General features: G+C 40.7%; 17 protein-coding genes and 1 riboswitch. Of the genes, 4 read left to right on the top strand and 13 right to left on the bottom strand.

Annotated elements, in window-relative coordinates; genetic code table 11:
* Positions 1-82 precede the first annotated feature (82 nt).
* The gene (locus KO511_RS21720; RefSeq protein ID WP_215989471.1) at positions 83-373 is read left to right on the top strand and encodes a hypothetical protein; all 291 of its coding nucleotides are present in this window, start codon (positions 83-85) and stop codon (positions 371-373) included.
* Positions 374-424: 51 nt separating this feature from the next.
* Here KO511_RS21720 and KO511_RS21715 read toward each other — a convergent pair whose 3' ends face one another.
* A complete protein-coding gene (locus tag KO511_RS21715; protein ID WP_436840236.1) occupies positions 425-1,177 on the bottom strand; it encodes a phosphatase PAP2 family protein in 753 nt (250 codons plus the stop codon).
* Positions 1,178-1,433: 256 nt separating this feature from the next.
* A complete protein-coding gene (gene thiD / locus KO511_RS21710) occupies positions 1,434-2,267 on the bottom strand; it encodes a bifunctional hydroxymethylpyrimidine kinase/phosphomethylpyrimidine kinase (protein ID WP_215989470.1) in 834 nt (277 codons plus the stop codon).
* 99 nt (positions 2,268-2,366) lie between these two features.
* A riboswitch (TPP riboswitch) is annotated at positions 2,367-2,480 on the bottom strand.
* A 140-nt stretch (positions 2,481-2,620) separates the two neighbouring features.
* Here thiD and KO511_RS21705 point away from each other — a divergent pair.
* Complete coding sequence (locus tag KO511_RS21705) at positions 2,621-3,451, top strand: HDOD domain-containing protein (protein WP_215989469.1); 831 nt, start codon at positions 2,621-2,623, stop codon at positions 3,449-3,451.
* A gap of 12 nt (positions 3,452-3,463) precedes the next feature.
* Here the strand turns inward: KO511_RS21705 and KO511_RS21700 are convergent, their stop codons facing one another.
* The gene (locus tag KO511_RS21700; protein WP_215989468.1) at positions 3,464-3,928 is read right to left on the bottom strand and encodes a VCBS domain-containing protein; all 465 of its coding nucleotides are present in this window, start codon (positions 3,926-3,928) and stop codon (positions 3,464-3,466) included.
* A gap of 280 nt (positions 3,929-4,208) precedes the next feature.
* Here KO511_RS21700 and KO511_RS21695 point away from each other — a divergent pair, with 280 nt between their 5' ends.
* Positions 4,209-5,312: a DSD1 family PLP-dependent enzyme gene (locus KO511_RS21695; RefSeq protein ID WP_215989467.1), complete on the top strand. Its 1,104-nt coding sequence runs from the start codon at positions 4,209-4,211 to the stop codon at positions 5,310-5,312.
* Between the two features lie 94 nt (positions 5,313-5,406).
* Here KO511_RS21695 and KO511_RS21690 read toward each other — a convergent pair whose 3' ends face one another.
* Both KO511_RS21690 and mrdA read right to left on the bottom strand, forming a co-directional pair.
* Positions 5,407-7,284, bottom strand: a complete 1,878-nt coding sequence (locus KO511_RS21690) for a PhoX family protein (RefSeq protein ID WP_215989466.1) — start codon at positions 7,282-7,284, stop codon at positions 5,407-5,409.
* A gap of 469 nt (positions 7,285-7,753) precedes the next feature.
* A complete protein-coding gene (gene mrdA / locus KO511_RS21685) occupies positions 7,754-9,634 on the bottom strand; it encodes a penicillin-binding protein 2 (RefSeq protein ID WP_215989465.1) in 1,881 nt (626 codons plus the stop codon).
* 264 nt (positions 9,635-9,898) lie between these two features.
* Here mrdA and KO511_RS21680 point away from each other — a divergent pair, with 264 nt between their 5' ends.
* Positions 9,899-10,342 carry a universal stress protein gene (locus tag KO511_RS21680; RefSeq protein WP_215989464.1) on the top strand — a complete coding sequence of 148 codons (444 nt, stop codon included), beginning with the start codon at positions 9,899-9,901 and terminating at the stop codon, positions 10,340-10,342.
* Between the two features lie 254 nt (positions 10,343-10,596).
* On the opposite strand, the gene KO511_RS21675 is transcribed toward KO511_RS21680, so the two are convergent.
* The 8 genes from KO511_RS21675 to aer2 form a co-directional block, all read right to left on the bottom strand.
* Positions 10,597-12,270 (bottom strand): DUF342 domain-containing protein, encoded by a 1,674-nt coding sequence (locus KO511_RS21675; RefSeq protein WP_215989463.1) that lies wholly within the window; start codon positions 12,268-12,270, stop codon positions 10,597-10,599.
* Positions 12,271-12,394: 124 nt separating this feature from the next.
* The gene (locus KO511_RS21670) at positions 12,395-14,089 is read right to left on the bottom strand and encodes an ATP-binding SpoIIE family protein phosphatase (RefSeq protein WP_215989462.1); all 1,695 of its coding nucleotides are present in this window, start codon (positions 14,087-14,089) and stop codon (positions 12,395-12,397) included.
* Between the two features lie 17 nt (positions 14,090-14,106).
* Positions 14,107-14,406, bottom strand: a complete 300-nt coding sequence (locus KO511_RS21665; protein WP_215989461.1) for an STAS domain-containing protein — start codon at positions 14,404-14,406, stop codon at positions 14,107-14,109.
* A 60-nt stretch (positions 14,407-14,466) separates the two neighbouring features.
* Positions 14,467-15,627, bottom strand: a complete 1,161-nt coding sequence (locus KO511_RS21660) for a methyl-accepting chemotaxis protein (protein WP_215989460.1) — start codon at positions 15,625-15,627, stop codon at positions 14,467-14,469.
* 28 nt (positions 15,628-15,655) lie between these two features.
* A complete protein-coding gene (locus KO511_RS21655) occupies positions 15,656-16,699 on the bottom strand; it encodes a protein-glutamate methylesterase/protein-glutamine glutaminase (RefSeq protein ID WP_215989459.1) in 1,044 nt (347 codons plus the stop codon).
* Positions 16,696-17,346, bottom strand: a complete 651-nt coding sequence (locus KO511_RS21650; protein WP_215989458.1) for a chemotaxis protein CheD — start codon at positions 17,344-17,346, stop codon at positions 16,696-16,698. Before KO511_RS21650 ends, KO511_RS21655 begins: the two co-directional genes overlap by 4 nt.
* A gap of 8 nt (positions 17,347-17,354) precedes the next feature.
* Positions 17,355-18,209 carry a CheR family methyltransferase gene (locus KO511_RS21645; RefSeq protein ID WP_215989457.1) on the bottom strand — a complete coding sequence of 285 codons (855 nt, stop codon included), beginning with the start codon at positions 18,207-18,209 and terminating at the stop codon, positions 17,355-17,357.
* On the bottom strand, positions 18,194-20,593 hold the full coding sequence (gene aer2 / locus KO511_RS21640) for an aerotaxis transducer Aer2 (RefSeq protein ID WP_215989456.1): 2,400 nt from the start codon (positions 20,591-20,593) through the stop codon (positions 18,194-18,196). Before aer2 ends, KO511_RS21645 begins: the two co-directional genes overlap by 16 nt.
* Between the last annotated feature and the right edge of the window lie 27 nt (positions 20,594-20,620).

Raw genomic sequence — 20,620 nt, 5'->3', positions numbered from 1 at the left:
GCTTGAAAACTATTTTTTACCACATTCAGATCTCTGTCCTACAATTGAAAAACTCATCAATAAATCACTAAGGGGGTTATACATGATTTCAACATTCAGAGACTACCAGCTACAAGACAAAAATCACTTTCATGCTCATATAGAGGTCAACCCAACAGGAATTTTAGGTGTTGATATTATTGAAAAAAAGGAACACCATCAAACTGACCTTTACGATATAAGTTTTGAAAAGTTAGCCGGAAACACACGTCTTAAGGGCAAAGGAGCACAACATCAATGGCAACTGGATCTTGATGACAAGGATGCGCTTGAACTTCACCACCTTATTTCTCAGACTAATGAAGAATATGAAACACTTATGCGCGACCTATAACGCAGATTACCATTGTCAGGAAAAGTGAGTTTTTTCCTGACAATTACTCTTCTAGCTCCCACCAACTTTTACTTTAAGACAACGGCTTAAGACTTTATCACTCACTTTCTCCAGTTTTACACTAAGAATATAAACTAACAACACAAACACGACTGACCCCAAAAGGTCGATCGGCCTGTGCATTCCAAGCCATAAGCGGCTATATGCAACCCCCATTGCCCATGTACTGAGTGCGAGCGTAAGAAGATAGCGGCCATTTTGAAGAAACAAATTACCAAAAAAAGCCAAACATATAGCGACGAAAATCGTATGCCCTGAGGGAAAAGAAAAATCTTTTTCTCCCTGCCACTGATTGGTTCTCCAAGTACTCACATTGTTTGTCACTTCCTCAATCACTTGCTGCTTTTGAAACAAGCTTAGGTTATAGAAGTGCGAAGGCTGAGGAATCAAGAGGTTTTGCGTCAATACTTCAGTGTATGGACGCGGGCTTTCTGTAACTTGCTTTAGAGCCGTTTTACAAATAAAACCTACGGCAAGAATCAAACCTAAATGGAACATTTTCTTCATCCACAGAACCCTGTTAGGGGTAAGTCTCCACGTCATAGCAGCTAAGACTACGAGAGAAACAATAAATCCTTTTGGCCCTGCGGAAAATGTTAGAGCTGTATAACTAAAGCCAGTAGATGCGGATACGGGACTAAATAAGTCAATATCACTAGCCATTAAACTCAGAGCCATAATCCCTAAGAAAAATATTACTAGAAGGGTCACACCATATTGCTTGCTCGAAAAGGAATGCTTCACTAGTAAAACTCCGCACCATACTTTGAAGAGGGTGAATAGTAATCGAAGCAATAGGGATGATTTATCAGATCAATGTCAAATAAGTGAAAGTTAACGCTAACATGTTAAAATCATCACACAAAGCTGTTAAACGTTTCAATAATATAAAAATTTTATGGCATCAATGATAACCCAAACCTAAGAATTGCACTTTTAATTCCTTTAGGCACCGTTTTTACATTTTGTGATAGTGCTAGGTAACACTAAGAAAATACTATCATCGAACATTCGTATGCCCATCAAAAAAGTGATGTACAGGGCCATGCCCTCTTCCTATCTTGAGATCATCAGCATTAGCAATAGTTTTTGAGACGTACTGCTTCCCTAAATAAACAGCTTTATGTAGCTTATACCCTTGGGCTAGGTATGATGTAATGGCTGCAGAAAGTGTACATCCAGTTCCATGAGTGTTTCTTGTTGAATAACGCCTGGAATGCAGCCACTCAACACTATCAGATAATATGAGTAAGTCAGAGCAGCTATTTTGGTCTGAATCCATATGTCCCCCTTTTAAAAGCACCATCTCTGAACCTAATCCCCGCAAGGGCTCAACCATATTTTCCATCTGATTGTTATCTTTTGGATCCTGACTACCTATCAATGCTGCGCCTTCAGGTAAGTTAGGAGTAATTAAATCCATCATTGGAATCAATTCTTCTTTCAAAGTCATCACAGCTGAATGCTCTAATAACCTTTGACCACTGGTTGAAACCATCACTGGGTCTAAAACCAAGTTTTTAGGCCGATATTGTCGAAGCTTATCGGCAACGAGCCTAATCACTTGGTCATCAACTAGCATACCAACTTTGACCGCAACAACGTTGAGGTCGCTCAATACTGCATCTATTTGGCTTGCTATGTGTTTAAGAGGAATAGAATGGACAGCAGTTACGCCTAGCGTATTTTGGGAGGTGATGGCCGTAATAACAGAGCATGGATAGGTTCCTGTAGCAGACATCGCCTTAATGTCTGCTTGAATCCCAGCTCCACCACTACTATCCGAACCGGCAATGGTGAGTACTACGGGGTAGGTGATGCTTTTATTTAACATAATCGTTCCTAGTGCTAAAGGTAAAGGAACTCTTTGCTGGCTGCAGGTCTCGCTTATCAAAGAAGAGACTAAACAAACTGAGCACACCTGTGTGATGTCTGCCCATTGCAAATAGTTCCCTACGCCAGTGTTAACTGAATCAGGTTCTACGGGTCCCGCAATGCGATCTCAGCTTTCAAGTTACTGCCTAATTTAGCTCCCCGACTATCCATGCTAATGCTATCAATAAATCAAACTCTCGAACACTCAAATTGTGACCAGAGATTGATTTTTATTACTCAAAACCAATAATCTTGTCTCAAGCGGGACATGCTATCCTTTACTAACGTCTATAAGCTTAAGAGGGTATACAAATGGCTCAAGAAGCTCTGTTATCTCGCATCAATGAATTACCTCGCATACAAAAAGTACTCCAAGACTTACTTAACATGGTCAATCAGGATGAAGTAGATTTCGACAAACTTTCACAAAAGATTTCAACCGATCAAGTCCTTAGTGCTCGACTACTACGTATGGCTAATTCTGCCCATTTTGGTGGGAATACATCTGTATCCTCAGTTCATCAGGCACTTTTACGCGTAGGAACAGGCCCAGTAAGAACATTAGTCGTTGCATCTGTATTATCTAGCGCCTTTCCTAAAGTCAAAACCTTAGATCTTAATCAATATTGGGAAGATACTTTCGAAGTTTCTGTCATTGCGAGCAAAATCGCTGAACAAGTACAAATGGACACCCATGAAGTTTTTACAACAGGTATTCTTCATAATATTGGTGAACTAATGATTCATACCCTAGTACCAGAGGCTGCAGCTGAAATAGCGATAAGAACACAAAATGGAGAAGATGCTATATCTGTACAAGAAGAATTACTCAATATCAGTGCTCCGGCTTTAGGCGCAAAACTGGCAAAAACGTGGAAGTTTCCAGCTCCAATGATTGATGCTATTGCAAACTTTCATGAGCCAAGAGACGCTGAACTGTCCCCCCAAATGGCTACCACAATTCATTTGGCTCTCTCTATTCATAGAGATTGGGACGGACTCATGAACAACGAATCCAAATTAAAATATATAACTGAGCATCCAGATTCAAGGTTACTCCAAATACCTAATGAGTTCGCTACAACAGTCGATCAATTCAGAGGAAATGGCCGCGAATTAGCCACTCAGCTAAATGCCGCCTAGACCTAGATAAACCTAACTCTCAAAGCCAGTCGCTTCCGTAAACACTTTTTTAACAGCCGCACCACTATCGGTGCCCACCAAAGTTAAAAAAACAGTCAGCAATTGGCCTTGTTCTGTATATAGTGAGAAATGTTCCATTTTTTTCTCACCTGGCTTTAGAAACTGCATCTTGATATTGTATACCGAATAACACCAACGCCCATGACCATCGATAGTAAGGGACCCCAAGGTTTCCTTACTGGCAACCACACTATCAATATCAAACAGTGTATAGGGGCAGGCTGCTTCAGGTAGTTCGAATAATCCTGAATCTACCAATAGAGGAAAGTCATTATCATCTGTCCAATAATCATCTTTGAGAGCAGACCTGTGTTCGTTTGAACTATCAGAATGATGTGATGCATTATCTGCAAACATTCGTAGCCCAGAGATATTGATACTACGCTGGCTGGTGTGAGAATTCAGTGAATGAGCCATGACTCCTCCTGTGATTCTAAATGCATGTCCAATCTCAATTACGCAAGCGGTATGCCATAAATTAAGCCGTAATTTTTTCAAAAAAGCATATACTGTTCATACAGATAGCTACTACGGCATAATTAATACAGTTTCGCTTTCAAAATGAGTCGCAAAATTTAACAAATCTCTTAAGTTGTTAACGGCAATAAAGGGCGATAGTTTAATATTAGGCAAAACCATACCAATACGGCAACTCTTTAAGGCTCCAAATTCGCAATACAATAATAAGTGTCAAACTATGAAATTAGAAAACCTAGATACACCGGCTTTGTTTATCGATATGGATACCGTTGAAAATAACCTAGCAGAAATGCAGCGTAGAATTGATAAACTCGGCTTAACACTCAGGCCTCATACTAAAGCACATAAAATTCCTCAACTGGCACAAAAACAGATTGATTTCGGTGCCAGAGGCATATGCACCTCAAAGTTAGGTGAAGCTGAAGTCATGCTAGAAGGCGGCATTAAAGACATTCTTATCACAACCCCCATTGCAGGCGATGTAAAAATTCAGCGTTTAATTAAGCTCCATACTCAATATCCAGACGCTAAGTTATATCAGGTTATCGACCACCCAAAGCACGTAGACGATATTGCCAAGTTTGCACAACTATCTAAAGTAGAAGTAAACCTTTTCATAGAAGTGGAAAGCGGCCAACAAAGGTGCGGCGTTACAGTCGGCCCAGATTTATTGGATCTCATTGAAAAAATTATCGAAGCTGAAGGGGTTAATTACTCAGGAATACAAGCATACAGTGGTCACCTACAGCTTATCAAAGGTTTTGAAGAAAGACAGAAGCAAGCACGTTCAGCTGTTACTACTCTTTTTGATTACATAGAAACTGAGCTTAAGCCACGTAAACTAACCCCACAAATAATCAGCGGGGGAGGTACAGGGACTTATCAAGCCTACCAGAACTTACATTTCACTGAGATACAAGCAGGATCTTACCTGTTTATGGATTCATCATATATCAATATAGGAGATGAAAAAGATCAGGATAAAAACTTGCAATTTACCTCTGCATTAAAAGTTATCAGCACAGTCATAAGCCACCCAACACCCAATAGAGCTGTTGTTGATGCTGGAATGAAATCACTTTCAATCGATTTGGGAATGCCGACTGTCGATTATTATCAAAACATCACGTATCAATGTGGTGGTGATGAACATGGCATATTGCACCTCAATTCAGACCACACGCTCAAGATAGGCCAGACCTTAACCCTTACTCCAAGCCACTGTGACACTACACTAAACAACTTTGACTGGTTACATATTGTGAAAAATGGACTGGTTGTAGACAAATGGAAAATTGTTGGCCGTGGACGCTCAGATTAAGACGTACTTACCTTCCACTGCTAAATATTATCAAAGATAAAAAGGAGCATCACTGCTCCTTTTTATTCATAGCGCTGCAAACACATTGAGGCAATTACGCACCTATTACACCACCATCTTCACGCGTAATAGCCATGATGGTTGATCTTGGCTTACTTTTACCACCAGCAGGAAAATGAGACGGCGCCCCTTTATCACCGGGATGTTGAACCCCTATAAACATTGTTTTGTAATCTTCAGAGAACGTTAAACCCGTGATTTCACAAGCAATAGGCCCAGTTAAAAAACGTCGTATTTCTCCGGTATCAGGGTCTGCGCAGAGCATTTGGTTATTCCCTTGGCCAGCAAAATCTCCTTTATTGGAATAGTCACCGTCAGTTTGAATCCACAAACGACCAGCTTTATCAAAACCTATACCGTCTGGACTATTAAACATATTATCTGGATTAATATTGTCGCTCCCTGCATACAAATTACCCTTATGGACACTTGGGTTACCCGCAACCAGATATAAATCCCACTCAAACCTCTCAGCTGTATGATCTCCTTTGGTTGGTGACCAACGAACAATCTGCCCATAATTATTCTTTTTACGTGGATTAGGCCCTCCGACTGGTTGACCCTCTTTTACACCTCGATTCTTATTATTTGTTAGAGTACAAAAAACAAATTGCTTGTCAGGATGAACCGCAACCCACTCTGGACGGTCCATAGTTGTTGCACCTACATGAGTTGCAGCTCGACGTGCAAATGTGACGATTTCAGCCTGATCATTAAAGCCGTTGGTTTTATTAAGACCATTTTTCCCATAGGTTAACTCCACCCACTCGCCCTGACCTTTCAATTCGTCTTTGTCCATATAAAACTTAGCAACATACAGAGTCCCTTCTTCAAGAAGGCTTCTATTCTCTTTGTCATGACCTAATTGATACTTGTACTTGGAAACAAACTTGTAAAGATGCTCTCCACGTTCATCATCCCCCATATACACCACGACATGACCATCATCGTTGACAACAACAGCCGCATTCTCATGTTTAAAGCGACCAAGAGCTGTTCTTTTAAGCGGCGTAGATTCAGGGTCGTGTGGATCAATTTCTACCACCCAACCAAAGCGGTGGGCCTCATTAGGGTGAATAGCAATATCAAAACGTTCATCATTGTTGTGCCATTGATATTCACTTTGTACTGGTGAAATTCCATAGCGTTTGTGATCATCAGATACATCTACAGATTTGACGCTGCCAAAATAGCCATCGAAATTTTCTTCACAAGTGAGGTAAGTGCCCCACGGAGTTTGCCCATTAGCACAATTTGCAAATGTTCCAAAAGGCTTAGTACCCGAGGGATCGAGTTTAGTTTTCATCAAACTATGCCCTGCAGCAGGACCCGTTAATCTCATTTCAGTATTGGCTGTAATTCTGCGATTACGGGTACCCTTCTTGTCTAAGTGCCATTGGCTGCCTGATTTTTTAATTTCGAATACCGTTACTCCATGGGCAGCTTGTGACTTGGCAACATCATCTGCCGTCATCGATTTACCACCATGGTCAAACAGGTATTCGTAGTTGGTATACTCATTATTCACCGCTATAACTGCCCGATCTTGGCTAATAGGGAATAAGCTCATTCCATCATTGTTATCACCAAACTGTCTCAATTGAGCTTTAGAATCTTGTTTTCCACTTGAGTCAAACTCAGGGGCATCAGCAAAAAGGGGGTCCCCCCATGAAACCAAAGGTGTCGCACTATAGCCTTTAGGCACAACCAGGGTGTCGTCTGTCGAAGCAGGTACCGCAGAGAAATTCAATAAAGTGCTTTTCTTATTCGCTGCAAATGCTTTAGCGATCGGATTAAGTGATAAAAAAGTACCAGCTCCAACAGCAGCAGTCCCTGTTAAAAAACGTCGACGAGATAGCCTCGCATCTATCATTTGACTAAATTGAGACTCTTGCTCTTCGTGGTTTTTCATTGCTATTCCTTGTGTGTGTTTTTTAATCTTTGGTGAGGATAGACTGAAAAAATGACAACCAAGTTAAACTATTGTTTCTTTTGTAAAGTATGCGCAAGCTGTCTTTATAAGAATTACATTACGATTCCATTAAAATGAGACGTTTTTCACTTTCATAACAGAAACTTGAGGAAATATGTAAAAACAACATTTAGTCAAGTGGTAATCCTTAAATATGCTCACTAAAGTAAATTTGTTCATTAAGTACTTGATTTAATGAAATCAAGAGAAAATACGTTGCTATATGAGGTAATTTGATGAAAAAAATGAGAAGAGCTCAACTTCACCGTATTCGCATTCAATATTGGAAAGACGTAAACAAAAGTGCATCCAAAAAGTAACTTGTTGGTAAATTAATATTTTTAGGAAAAGCTGGTGTTATTGCCAGCTTTTATGTCCCTAACAATTAAACGTAGTAGTATCTCTTTACCTAACTCTTGTGTTTCAACAATAAGTAATCAAACACATTTCGAACAAATGGTGCACCAACTTTAGAGCCACCATTCCCATGTTCTATAACGACAGCTGTAACGTAATCAGGATCCTCACATGGAGCAAAACCAGTAAATAGGGCATGATCGAGTAGATTATGGCTTAACTCTTTTGAGTTATAGACTTCATCCTTTTTTAAGCCAAAGACCTGTGCCGTACCAGACTTTCCACCGCTGCAATATTGAGCCCCTTTGAACACTCTTCGACCAGAACCCCTAGACCCTTCATTTACTAAACGCATTGCATTAAGCGAGATGTCCCAATAGGTATCTTTAACTTGCTTCATGTCATTTGTTGTAGGGTAGTCGACAAGTTGTGCAGCTTCATAACTCTGTCCATGTTCAATGACCGCCTTAAGTATATGAGGAGGCGTCACATCACCATGATTCACTAACACCGAAGTCGCTTTAGCTAGCTGAAGAGGCGTTGCTGTCCAATAACCTTGACCAATTCCGATAGGCACAGTATCACCTTTGTACCACGGCTGGTGGTGACGCCGTTGCTTCCACTCTCTCGTTGGCATATTGGCAGTCGTCTCTTCGAAAATATCAACACCCGTTCTCTGACCAAAGCCAAACATTCCCATCCAATCAGATATTCTGTCTATTCCTAGGTCATAAGCAATTTGGTAAAAAAAAGAATCAACCGATTCTTCAATCGCTAAAGTAACGTCTACATTACCGTGCCCCCAACGTCTCCAATCACGCCAAGCTTTAGAATGGCGGCTCGATCCAGGTATCTGCCAACGACCATGGTCGTTACGAACCGTCTCAGGATTGATAACTTTCTCACTTAAACCTGCAATGGCAATGAATGGTTTTACCGTTGATGCTGGAGGGTAGACCCCTAAAGTCGCTCGGTTGAGTAATGGATGATAAGGGTTTTGAAGTAATTTACGATAATCGGCACTAGAAATCCCGTCAACAAATGGGTTGGGATCATAGCTTGGGCTCGAAGCCATTGCTAGAACACTATTGTCTTTTGGATCAAGGACAACCGCACTACCTTGTCTATCCCCAAAAAGTTGATAAACATGATTTTGCAAAGCGACATCAATATTTAAAACGAGATCTTTTCCAGCTACTGGAGGAACATATTTAAGAGTTCGTATCACACGCCCACGGTTATTAACTTCAACTTCCTCATAGCCCTGTTGCCCATGCAAAAGTTTTTCATAATATCGCTCAATACCAAGTTTCCCAATCGTTTTGGTTGCCCGGTAATTAGCAAGCTCTCCCCCTTCTTTTAAATGTTCCAAGTCTCGATCGTTGATGTGTGCTACGTACCCGACCACATGCGTTAACGATGCCCCGTAAGGATAATAACGTTTCATTTCTGCATTCAGTCTAAAACCTGGAAATTCATGCTGATGAGCCGAAAATCGTGCAACTTCTACTTCACTTAAACCACTTTTAATTGTCTGTGGCTTATGTCCAGCAGGGCGTAATTGCGTGAGTTTCTCCTGTTGCTCTGGCGATAGTTCAATATAGTTTGATAAATGAAGGATAGATCCACGTAAAGACGCCACCTTGTTAGGAACAACTTCCAATACGTAAACTGGAATATTTTGAGCCACAAGATTACCGTTTCTGTCATAAATCAATCCCCTAGGCGGAGAGATAGGCAGAACTTGGATACGATTATCGTTTGCTCGTGTCTGATAATAAGAAAACTCTTTTACTTCGAGCTGGTATAAATTTGCAACAAGCACAAAACACAGCAATACCATAATGACAAAGGCTACAACTGCCCGTTGCTTGAACAAACTACGCTCTAAGTCATAGTTGCGCAGGCGATTAATACATCGGTTTAACTTCATAGGATCTTAAAAATGTAGGCACCCAGGGGCAAGACCTACAGTGAAAGGTGTACATTGTTATCATTGACGCAACTCTAACAAATCTAGGTAAAAGTTATGTGCCGAAAGTGTCAACTATTGAGATTTCACTAAATTTTTATCGGCTCAATCGCAGTCACACTTGCAATGATAAGCGTAACATTGCATATACGAGATCATGTAAGCAGTATTTTTTAGTTTTTAAAATTATGATGGAAAAGTCTGAGATAATAGAAGGAAATCAAGATGAGATACCAACATATTTTAGTTGCTTTAGAGATCTCTAGTGAAAGTAACCTACTGATTGAAAGAGCAATATTTATGGCTAAACAGCACAACGCTGATATCTCGTTTATTCACATTGATGGTACTCATGGTGAGATCTACCCAGATCTCGTCGACATTCATACCGACATACATGTCAGGCCTGTCAATGAACTTGCTATGAAAAAATTAAGATCATTCGAAGCTAACGCAAACTTTCCTATCCGACATTTTTTAGTTGGCACTGGAAATTTAGCCAATAAACTTTCCGAGACTATAGAAAGCTATCATGTGGATTTATTGCTATGTGGTCATCATCAGGATTTTTGGAGCAAGATTATTTCTTACTCTCGGCAGCTGATTAACCGCTCTCCTGTCGATATTCTGGTTGTTCCTATTTTAGGAGATAGCCATGAGAGCCATTGATGTCAAAATTTAAACTTATCACAACCATTCTTAGGAAGTGCAGGGGCAAGACTAGAACTCGTTTATGATCTTAACATTCGAACTAGGCTGACAATTTCCTGTTTAACGGGAAGTTTGGCTATCACTTTGCTTATGTGCTCTGCATTTGCGATTACAATGAACATTGTCAATGTATTATCAGCTGTATAAAATGATTTGAGTTATTCAAACGAAGTAACCGCACCGAGTTGGTTACTTTCAATATAAGTAAATTATTAATCTTGCTCCAGTGCTTCTTCATCCATAGCTGAGGCACATTTTATCTCATACTGAGTAAAGCTAAAAGTACTGGCACCATGGACACGTTTTGTGATCACCTTTTCTTCGCCATACTGCACCGTGACGTGTGTATAGACCTTGTGCTTGACCTCTATAATGTTTTCTTCCAGTGCTTCTTCCAACTCCATTTCAAGTCTATCTCTAGCCATTTTTGCTTTTTCTAATCTAGCATTAGATTCTTGCTTTAACTTATCAATGTTCTCTTGTTCTTCTTCAGTTCGCTCTACTTTGGGTCGTTTTTTAAATTCAAGCTCTTTCCTGACCACATTCATGGTTGCTTCTTGGGCTGCTGTATATTCTTCTTTATATTTATGCTGTCGCTCCTTAAAATTTGCATAGCGAGCGAATGCATTCACATGAGTCGCAGTATCCCCTTCTACTCCTAAGTTGATGCAAGTAATCTTGCCGCCGACCATAGCACTCCCACCACTGAGCGTTCCTTGTTTTCCTGCTGCATCTGATACTGTAAGGTCTTTACCGCACCGTATCCCATTACCCATACAATGTATGGAGAGATTAATATTTTCAGCTGCCTGCAAATCAGAAAATTGTGCATAGTTTGCCGTAATAGACCCACCTGATTTAATCTTGCAGGTTTTTTCAGCATCGCCTGAAACATTATGCCCAATAATACCCTTGGCAACTTCAATATCCCCCTGAGCCTGAACGTCAGCCGATTCAATAAACCCACCGACAGTGAGATTTCCGGTGGTGCGAACAACCATATCAGACTCAATATTTCCCGTAACAATCACGTTACCTTTAAATTTTATATGCCCAGTTGCAACACCAATCGAAGGGAGACAAATTGCATCTTCAACCTCAACTGAACGCTCTTTGATAATTGGCATTCCAGATACAGAAGCAATAAGTACATTGGGATCATCTGAAGAGATTTCGGAGCCTTTGGAGGCTTTAAGTATAGCGTCACTGCCTGGTTTTGGCGGGATAGACTTCCCTTGCACGGTTATACCAGGGACTCCCTTAGTGGCAGGTATTCTCTTCATCAAACGCGAATTAGCTTCAACCGTGACAGTCTCACCGAGATTCAGCATATCAACTTTGCCACTTTCATCTTCTGTTGGTGCTAAAACTTGCTTAGTGACGTCTTTAACCAAAGGAATAAACTTAGCATCTTGACCTTGAACCGGATTTTTGCCTTTCGCAACCGCTTGCGTAAAAGTCTCACCAGGCTTAAGTTGATGACTCATCACTAAGACTTTCTTTAGTGCAAGTTTATTAATACCTTTAGTAACATGGGCGCGTGCTAGAGCATGAACAATTTGAGGCCCCTTCAATGGTGCACCACGAAATGCCCCTGTCACTACCATGCTAGCAAGCATATCATGATCAGATAAAACAACCTCTACTTCAGCATCTCTTACTTCAGCGATCGGAAAGCCAATCAACGCTTCACTTTTACCTTCATTTGCACAATTAACGAATCGATTAATTTCTTCGGTCAGTATACAAAAGTCGGTAGCGCCGATATTGTTTAACACTTCCTCAACACCTTTATCGCTAAGTTTACCTTCAAGATTGATATCCTGTGGCAACTTAGCTATAACATGTCGTTCGTCTTCAGATAAGCTGACTAATTTGTTCCACATTTACAGCCTACTTTTTGTCATCCCTTTAAGTTTAGTTTATATAATCCTGTTGGAATAGAATATTTAATTTATAGCAAAGTAGGCGCTCGGTCACTTCTCACTTACTTTTACACTGTAAATATCATTAGTCAGAACTGGGGAAATGATGTTTCGAGTCCAAACGATAGACGGCAGTCACACATTTACCCTGCTTTGAATATTCCAATGAATCACATAATTCTGAAGCAAGTACGATGCCACGACCATGTGTCAAAGATTTATCACTTCCAGTTTTTATCTTAGCGTGATCGAAGCCTTCACCATTATGCTCAAGAGTCATGATTACCTTTGTATTATCCGGTTGATAATTAATAGACAAAGATAACCAATACTTATCTGACAATTCTTGAAGTTTTTGTTCACGCATCTGATAAAAAGTAAAAAATCCATCTGGCTCTTCTTTGATTCTAGAATCCATATTGAGTAACCCATGCTCAATGGCATTGGCAAATAACTCAGATAATACTGAACATACTAAATCAAGATGTGCTCCCGACATGACACCTGTCATAAACTGCCTTACTTCACTCATTACAGTGACTGACTTTAGTACAGAAGCAGGGAAACGTATCGTAGACTGAGATTGAGTCTGACTTAAATAAGAATTGTTTTGTTGAGTAATTCTATCGTTACTATTGGAAATAGGAAACGTCATTGCCAGTATAGATAAGTCATCACCAACATTACGGCTGGAGAAATTTTTAACCGATTCAAAAACAGTAGGGATGATTGCTCGGCCTGAAGTCAACGCTTCTTCTAGCCGCCACTGCCCAAATTGCTCCCCGGCTCCATTATCAGCTTCAACAACTCCATCGGTATAACAAACAATCCTTTGATCTGGTTCCATCTTATAATGTGTAAGCTCAGCTTCAAACTCATGCTCTTTTAGTACGCCAAGCGGCATATGGGTTGATACTAGTTTACGAACGATGGTGCCATCTTTCTCTAATAAATAACCATCAGGCAACCCACCACCCCACCATGAAACCTCAAAACCGTTTGCTCTAACTTCAAATACACTTGCAGCTAACATCATACCCATAGGTAAAAATCTTACCAATACATCATTAAGCTCGCGTACAATATCACCGAGCGACAGGCCTTTAGCTGCCATGGAAAAAAAAGCTCGTGTCGCAGGAATAGCAGAAATAGCCGCTGGAAGACCGTGACCTGTAGCATCAGCGATCATGACATAAACACCACCATGTGGACGATTGGCGACCACGATCATATCCCCATTGAAGACCGTCGATGGTGTGGATTTGTAATCGATACCGTAGATATTATTTAACTGAGAGCCCATTTCGTCCATCAAGTTGGAAAAAATTGATTCAGCAATCGCATAATCATAGCGCACCTGCTCGTGAAAATGACTCAGCTCGTCTCTTTGTTCTCTAACTTGGTTGTGTATTTTCACAATTCGATAGTGAGCCTGTACCTTAGCTATCAATACACTACGTTCTACTGGCTTGGGAATAAAATCATCACCAACCGTCAAGCATTTTTCAAATGAAACGTGATCATCTAACACGGTAAGGAAAATAATCGGCATATGTGTTCCGGAAAACGCTTCACGGATTTCCTTAGCTGTTGTAAAACCATCTTTGACTGGCATCATTACATCAAGAAGAATGACATCAGGCAAAAGCGGCATTTTTCGCATGGCGCTGACAACTCCCTCACCGTTTTCAAAAGTGGTGACCTTTTCTGTTATGCCACTTAACATAAACCGACACAACTCTCTATTGGTCGCGTGGTCGTCAACTATCATGACATGCATACAACCCTCCTCGATATCTACTCGATGGCAAACTTTTTATCAAAACGAGAAATAGATAATATTTTTCGAACTTGAGGTAGGGTGTTGGTAATGCGGATCATGCCATCATCTTGCTCAAGATAATTATGCATATTAAGCAACATCCCCAAACCTGCACTATCGATATAATCAACTTTGCGTAAATCGATAGTAAAGCGATAATTTTTTTTATCGGAATAACAACGACGAAAATCCTGAACAAGACTAAAGCCAAACGCTCCCTCTATAACGATAGTAATGTGCTTCGCACTTGTATCGATTTCTGACTCAACTGACATAATGTTTCCCTATTAAGACAGCAAGGCTTTATCCCTTGCATGATTCACCCAAGAAAAATTTCAAAAAAACTCAATTTCGCCTTCTTCAATGCTTGCTTGAGATGCTGCCGGCGCACTTCTTTGCTCAATGTTATGTTTAAGGCTGTTTATAGCCTGATGAAATTCGTCTCCATCAATCCTACCACTCGCATATTTAGCAAAGTGGTTCTCCATTTTTTCAAGAAACTCCGTACTGGCTTGAGCATATTCACCCTGCTGGATAATAATATCTGTAAACTGTAACGCCCTAATACCATCACCAACCTTGCTTTGCAGTTTTATTCCAATGGACTTGATTTTCTGTACTTCACGCTCAACCAAAGCATTGTGTTTCTGTACTCCAAGTAACATCTCATCAACTTTATCTTTTGATTCGATTGCATCTGTCATATCAATCGAGGCCATTTCTCCGACCGTTTTGTTAGCTTCCTTGACAGTATTTTGCGCAACGTTAATTTCTTTCTCAATCAGACTATTTAACTCTTCCGCTTTCACCGACAAATTACGCACCTCTTGAGCAACAACAGCAAAACCTCGACCAGCATCACCAGCACGTGCAGCCTCTATTGCAGCATTGAGAGCAAGTAAATTGGTTTGCTCAGATAGCCCTCGAACTTGTTTAAGCAACTTGAATACTTTACCCAGTTTATCTGACATATCGTGAATACTGTGTACCGCAGAAATACTTTTCTCCGATACAGTGATGAGTGTCTCGACAAACTGGCGGATAATAGCTTCTGTTTTCGGTAAAACTTGAGTAATGTCGTACGTATCATCTTTACTACCTAGAGTTTTGACTACGAGCGCTTCAGCAATATCATTTTGATTTTCCGCCAAACTTTGTAATTCAAAGAAACTACTGTTTAATGTTTCAACCGACTCATCTACAACACTACTTTGTAACCTTAGCGGTTCATTTAGCTGCTGTGATATCCGGCCAATTGCTTCACTTACCTCCTTGGCAGAGGACTGCACATTTTTAACAGGTTTGACGGTAAGATCTTTCTCACACTCATCAATTGATTTTCGAGGCATGACAAACCAAGGTACAGCAGCAGCTAAAACCATCACAGCGACATGTGCCAGCGAGGAAGACAATGTCATACCAATTGACAGCAGTACAAGCTGAGCCCCGATAGCAACACCATATCGATACTGTGTGACCATTATTTTTCTATTCATAATCTCCCCTAACCTTATCTTTGAACACTCAAGAATGGTTGTCTAGACAATCACATATCTGTTGTGGAATGTGTTTAAGACTCTTTATCTTCTGGGCAGCATTCATTTCAACAGCGACACGAGGCATGCCCCATACCACTGAAGAAGCTTGGTCTTGTGCTATAGTTCTTGCACCTTGTTGCCTCATTTTAAGCATCCCTTTAGCACCATCCTGCCCCATTCCAGTTAGAATGACACCGATCGCGTTTTCACCTACCGTTTCAGCCACAGCATCAAACATCACATCAACAGAAGGTTTGTGCCGATTGACGCTTGGCCTATCATCTAGCTGGCAATACAGGTGATTTCCCTGCTTAACAACAACCAAATGCTTATCTCCTGGAGCAACATAAGCACAACCATTGACTAACGGCGCTTTGTTAACTGATAATTCCTTGACTTCTAAGGCACAGTTTTCGTTCAACCTCTGAGCAAAAGAAGCACTAAACATAGCACTGATATGCTGAGTAATAACGATAGGAGGCAGTCCTGCAGGCAACGCAGACAATACTTGCCTAACCGCCTCTGTCCCACCAGTAGAAGCGCCAATAGCTATGATTTCAATTGCTGTTTTACCAGCACCTGTTGTCAATGCCTGAGATGAAGAATTTTGGCAAGAATCATTATGAACATTGGCACCAGCTGCCATTTTGATTTTATCATTGACAAGATCTTTGTAGTTGACCATCTCAGCGGTATTGTGGACTGATGGCTTGGGAAAGTAATCAACAGCCCCAAGTTCTAAAGCCGTTAATGTAGGTTCAGCACCGTGCTGCGTTAAGGTTGATATCATAACAACTGGGGTTGGCCTTAACCGCATTAGGTTTTTAAGAAACTGGACACCATTCATCTTTGGCATCTCAATGTCTAATGTAATAACATCTGGGTTATGTCTCTTAATCAATTCACGTGCTTGGAAGGGGTCTTCAGCTAATGCGACAACATTAAGACAAGGGTCAGAGTTAATGATTTGTTCAAGCAAAGCCCTAAATACTGGTGAGTCATCTACAACCAAGACTTTAATTTTTTTCATCCAAACAACTCCACTTCATTATCCTGCAAACTATGACTCTCGCGACTTAATTTGCTAGCATATTTATCTTCTTGTTGTTGAAGATGATGAACCTCAGTGTACGGAAGTCTCTTGAGCCAAACCTTTCCCGTCAGAGGATTAAATATGATCTTCCTTGGCTCTAATCCACCAAGATCCTGAGCAATGACATTGAGTTTTTCACGTTCAGCATAATCCAAGATAAAAGCAACATTCTTTTCTCCAATCATCGAATGTTTACCCATCATTTGAGCACCTCCAAAAAGCTTAATTTTCAGCTCAGATCGACGAGCACCATGAGAAATCATCGCATTAATCAACATTTCCATTGCATGGCTGCCATAACGCGAAGCTGTAGATATAATCTCACCAGGGCGCCATGCATTGATTTCAGAGTGGTTGCAAAAAGGAAGTAAAAAATGATTCATTCCACCAATGCCAACGAGTTCATCCCACAGGCAAACAGCAACACATGAACCTAATCCTGTGGCAATTAATTCATCGTTTTTCTGACTCCAATACAGCCCTCCAGGCAATACCTTTACCATGTGCATCTCTTTTTGACGGTGATAAAAGCGATTGAAATGACTACTGTCATGCATCGGCTTTGCTTCCTTAAGTCCAACCATAGTTTTTCCTATTGTTTTATATAAATGGTTTTCCCGAGGTGCCTGAAGAGATCGCTACAAGAACCGACACTTTCAGAGTGACCTATAAATAGTATTCCGTGAGGTTTAAGTTGCTGATAAAAACGTCTTATCAATTTTTCTTGGGTTTGCTTATCAAAATAAATCATCACATTTCTGCATGAAATAAGGTCAAAAGGTTGCTCCCATCCCCAATCATCAAGCAAATTTAGCTGCTGAAAGTTGATACATTTTTGTAAACCTTTAGCTACTTTGATGTTCCCTTGCTGGTATCCTTTTCCTTTAAAAAAACAAGATTGCAAGTATTTATCTGGAATAGACGAAACAGCTTCCTCACTGTAAATACCTTGCTCAGCATGAGAAAGTACTTTAGTGTCAAGATCTGTCGCATATATCTGAACCTTCTCGAAAGAACTAAACGCTTCCTTAAAATAGAGTGAAGAAGCTAAACTGTAAGGCTCCTCTCCTGTAGAACAGCCTGCAGACCACAAATTTAGATTATGAACGCCTTGTTTTAACCACTCTTTCAACATAACATTTTCGAGAAATTCAAAGTGATGATATTCTCGAAAGAACTGTGTCTTATTGGTTGTAAGGCTATTAATAAAACCAACACGTTCTTCACTATCTTGTTCAATCAGCAGCTTGTAATCTGCAAAACGATTCAGTCCTAGCCGCCTAAGCTGACGACTAATACGGCCATATACCATGGTACGTTTTCGATCAGAAAAATAGATACCGGCATGCTTGTGCATGAACCACTGGATAAATCTAAAGTCCTTATCCGTCAGTTCAAACTCTGTACCAGATACAACTCCATCTTCACTGCTTAAAACTCTTCCCATTCGTCCCCTTCCTCACTGGCTTGAAAACCGGAGTTAGCAACCCGAGGGGTTCGTATTTCTCTAACATTACTTTTTTGAGCAGGTTGCTGTGATCTTTTTGATTCGAACGTCGCAACATTGTCATCTGAAGCAAAGAAGTTCATTAGGTGCAGCAGCTGTTTCCCTTCATCTTTCAACGACTGACTAGCCGCAGATGTCTCCTCAACTAAAGAAGCATTCTGTTGAGTCATTTCATCCATAGTCGAAATGGCACGATTAATTTCATCGATGCCCGTTGATTGCTCAAGGCTGGAGGAAGCAATCTGAACAATGAGCTCAGTGACTTTTTCTACAGCCTCTACAATTTCATTGAGTGTATCGCCTGATTCGTCGACCAATCTGGAGCCCTCATCGACTTTCTCAACACTATCATTGATCAAACCTTTAATTTCTTTCGCTGCTGCTGCACTTCTTTGCGCTAGGTTACGGACTTCTCCAGCGACTACTGCAAAGCCGCGACCTTGCTCTCCTGCTCTGGCTGCTTCTACTGCTGCATTTAACGCCAATAAATTTGTCTGGAAAGCAATTTCATCGATAACACCAATGATATCGGCAATTTTCTTACTTGCGCTGTTAATTTCAGACATAGCCGATACCGCTTGGCCAACCACATCTCCTCCCTTACTAGCTTTTTTAGTCGCATCTTCAGCCAGTGTATTCGCACCTTTAGCATTATCCGCATTTTGTCTTACTGTGGCGGTCATCTGCTCCATACTCGCAGCTGTCTCCTCCAGATTTGATGCTTGGGCTTCAACACGCTGACTTAAATCATTATTTCCTTCAGCAATCTCAGTAGAAGCTGTCGCCACTCGGGCCGAAGATTGAGTAATCTTTTCCACCATATTTCGAATGTTGATAATTGAGGTATTAACCGCATCTGACAGCCTGCCGAATTCACCTTTATTGTCAGACATATTGGTATTTAAATCCCCATCAGCCACACGGCTCATGACATCAATACATTGACCAATGGGTTCCACCATGGTATCGAGCAAGTTGTTAATACCATCCCCTAACTCTTTCATGAAACCACTGTAAACAGACGTGTCAATGCGCTCATTTAATTCACCTGATATTGCTCGCTGAATCAATGACTCAACCTGTCTTTGGCCATCTTGCTGCTCGGTAATATCTTCCCACTGAAGTGCTGGCCCGATGTAGTTACCCTGAGCATCATGCATTGCAATGCAAGTTAAATTAAATTCAAGCCCTCCAACTGCCACGTTAGAAGAGAAAGGTAAGCGATCTGGGTTATTGATAATATTCCTTTGATGACTTGGGTTTTTATGGAATACATCGATATTTTTACCCACTAAATTATTGGCATCAAAACCTGGTAATGCTTTCTGTAAATCACTTTCTCTCGACTTAAGCAAATTAGATAATGATGGGTTAAGGTATTGAATAATTCCCTCTTTGTCCGCCATCATGAGATTGGTTGTCATTCCTTTTACCGCAGAAGCTAAACGACCGACTTCCTGGTCTTTAGCTCGCCTTGCAGTGACATCTTGCCACTCTAGTGTATTACCAATATAGTTTCCCTTGGCATCCATAATTGCAGCAACATTAAGTTCAATTTTTATATCTGCGATGTTTATATCGGTTTTGTGAGGGAGATTATTGGGTGTTGACAATAGTTGTCTCTGGTGAGCAGGGTTTTTATGAAATTCATCGATGCATCGCCCCATTAACCATTCTTCAGAAGCGGTGAAACCTGACCATACCGTCCTGAGCGCTGCTTCATGTATACCAAAAAGCTGGATAGTTGCTTGGTTCACATAAGTGATACTGAAATCACGGTCTATCATAACCATTGCTGTCTGAGCTTGGTCTACGGCAGCCCGAAGACGTGCAATATCGTCACGCTGCTTGAGTACATCTGTCACATCAGACCACTCCAACGTATTCCCTACATAGTTTCCATTAGCATCAATAATAGCGCCAACATTTAGCTCAATCTGTACATCTTTAACAGTAATTGTTGCGGTATGAGGTAGGTTAGATGGATTCGAAAGCAACTGACGTTGATGGGCAGGGTTTGCATGAAAGCCATCTATACAATACCCCATTAAGAACTCTTCATCGGCACGAAAGTTGGGCCAAACCGACTGAAATAAACTTTCATGACTTTTCAGTAAATCAATGGACTTCTGATTAATGTAGGTAATATTAAAGTCTCTATCGATCATCATCAATGCTGTTTGCGCAGCATTGAGCGCTGAAACAAGCTGGTCTTTTGACAGACTTTTTTCTTCAGGATCGTCTGTTTCCATTAAGCTATCCGATGCTTCTGCTTCAAATTGCTCAATTACATTTGATTTGGGTTTGCGATTCCAAAATGCCATGAGTCACCTCTCACTGATTGTTTCGTA

The organism is Vibrio hepatarius (assembly GCF_018860525.1).
GTDB classification, from domain to species: domain Bacteria; phylum Pseudomonadota; class Gammaproteobacteria; order Enterobacterales; family Vibrionaceae; genus Vibrio; species Vibrio hepatarius_B.
This window is presented reverse-complemented; position numbering and strand designations above follow the sequence as displayed.

Bases quoted from the DNA above. Each gene is read 5' to 3' on its own strand.
- KO511_RS21720 (WP_215989471.1), top strand. From the start codon at position 83: ATGATTTCAACATTCAGAGACTACCAGCTACAAGACAAAAATCACTTT.
- thiD (WP_215989470.1), bottom strand. From the start codon at position 2,267: ATGTTAAATAAAAGCATCACCTACCCCGTAGTACTCACCATTGCCGGT.
- KO511_RS21705 (WP_215989469.1), top strand. From the start codon at position 2,621: ATGGCTCAAGAAGCTCTGTTATCTCGCATCAATGAATTACCTCGCATA.
- KO511_RS21700 (WP_215989468.1), bottom strand. From the start codon at position 3,928: ATGGCTCATTCACTGAATTCTCACACCAGCCAGCGTAGTATCAATATC.
- KO511_RS21695 (WP_215989467.1), top strand. From the start codon at position 4,209: ATGAAATTAGAAAACCTAGATACACCGGCTTTGTTTATCGATATGGAT.
- KO511_RS21690 (WP_215989466.1), bottom strand. From the start codon at position 7,284: ATGAAAAACCACGAAGAGCAAGAGTCTCAATTTAGTCAAATGATAGAT.
- mrdA (WP_215989465.1), bottom strand. From the start codon at position 9,634: ATGAAGTTAAACCGATGTATTAATCGCCTGCGCAACTATGACTTAGAG.
- KO511_RS21680 (WP_215989464.1), top strand. From the start codon at position 9,899: ATGAGATACCAACATATTTTAGTTGCTTTAGAGATCTCTAGTGAAAGT.
- KO511_RS21675 (WP_215989463.1), bottom strand. From the start codon at position 12,270: ATGTGGAACAAATTAGTCAGCTTATCTGAAGACGAACGACATGTTATA.
- KO511_RS21670 (WP_215989462.1), bottom strand. From the start codon at position 14,089: ATGCATGTCATGATAGTTGACGACCACGCGACCAATAGAGAGTTGTGT.
- KO511_RS21665 (WP_215989461.1), bottom strand. From the start codon at position 14,406: ATGTCAGTTGAGTCAGAAATCGATACAAGTGCGAAGCACATTACTATC.
- KO511_RS21660 (WP_215989460.1), bottom strand. From the start codon at position 15,627: ATGAATAGAAAAATAATGGTCACACAGTATCGATATGGTGTTGCTATC.
- KO511_RS21655 (WP_215989459.1), bottom strand. From the start codon at position 16,699: ATGAAAAAAATTAAAGTCTTGGTTGTAGATGACTCACCAGTATTTAGG.
- KO511_RS21650 (WP_215989458.1), bottom strand. From the start codon at position 17,346: ATGGTTGGACTTAAGGAAGCAAAGCCGATGCATGACAGTAGTCATTTC.
- KO511_RS21645 (WP_215989457.1), bottom strand. From the start codon at position 18,209: ATGGGAAGAGTTTTAAGCAGTGAAGATGGAGTTGTATCTGGTACAGAG.
- aer2 (WP_215989456.1), bottom strand. From the start codon at position 20,593: ATGGCATTTTGGAATCGCAAACCCAAATCAAATGTAATTGAGCAATTT.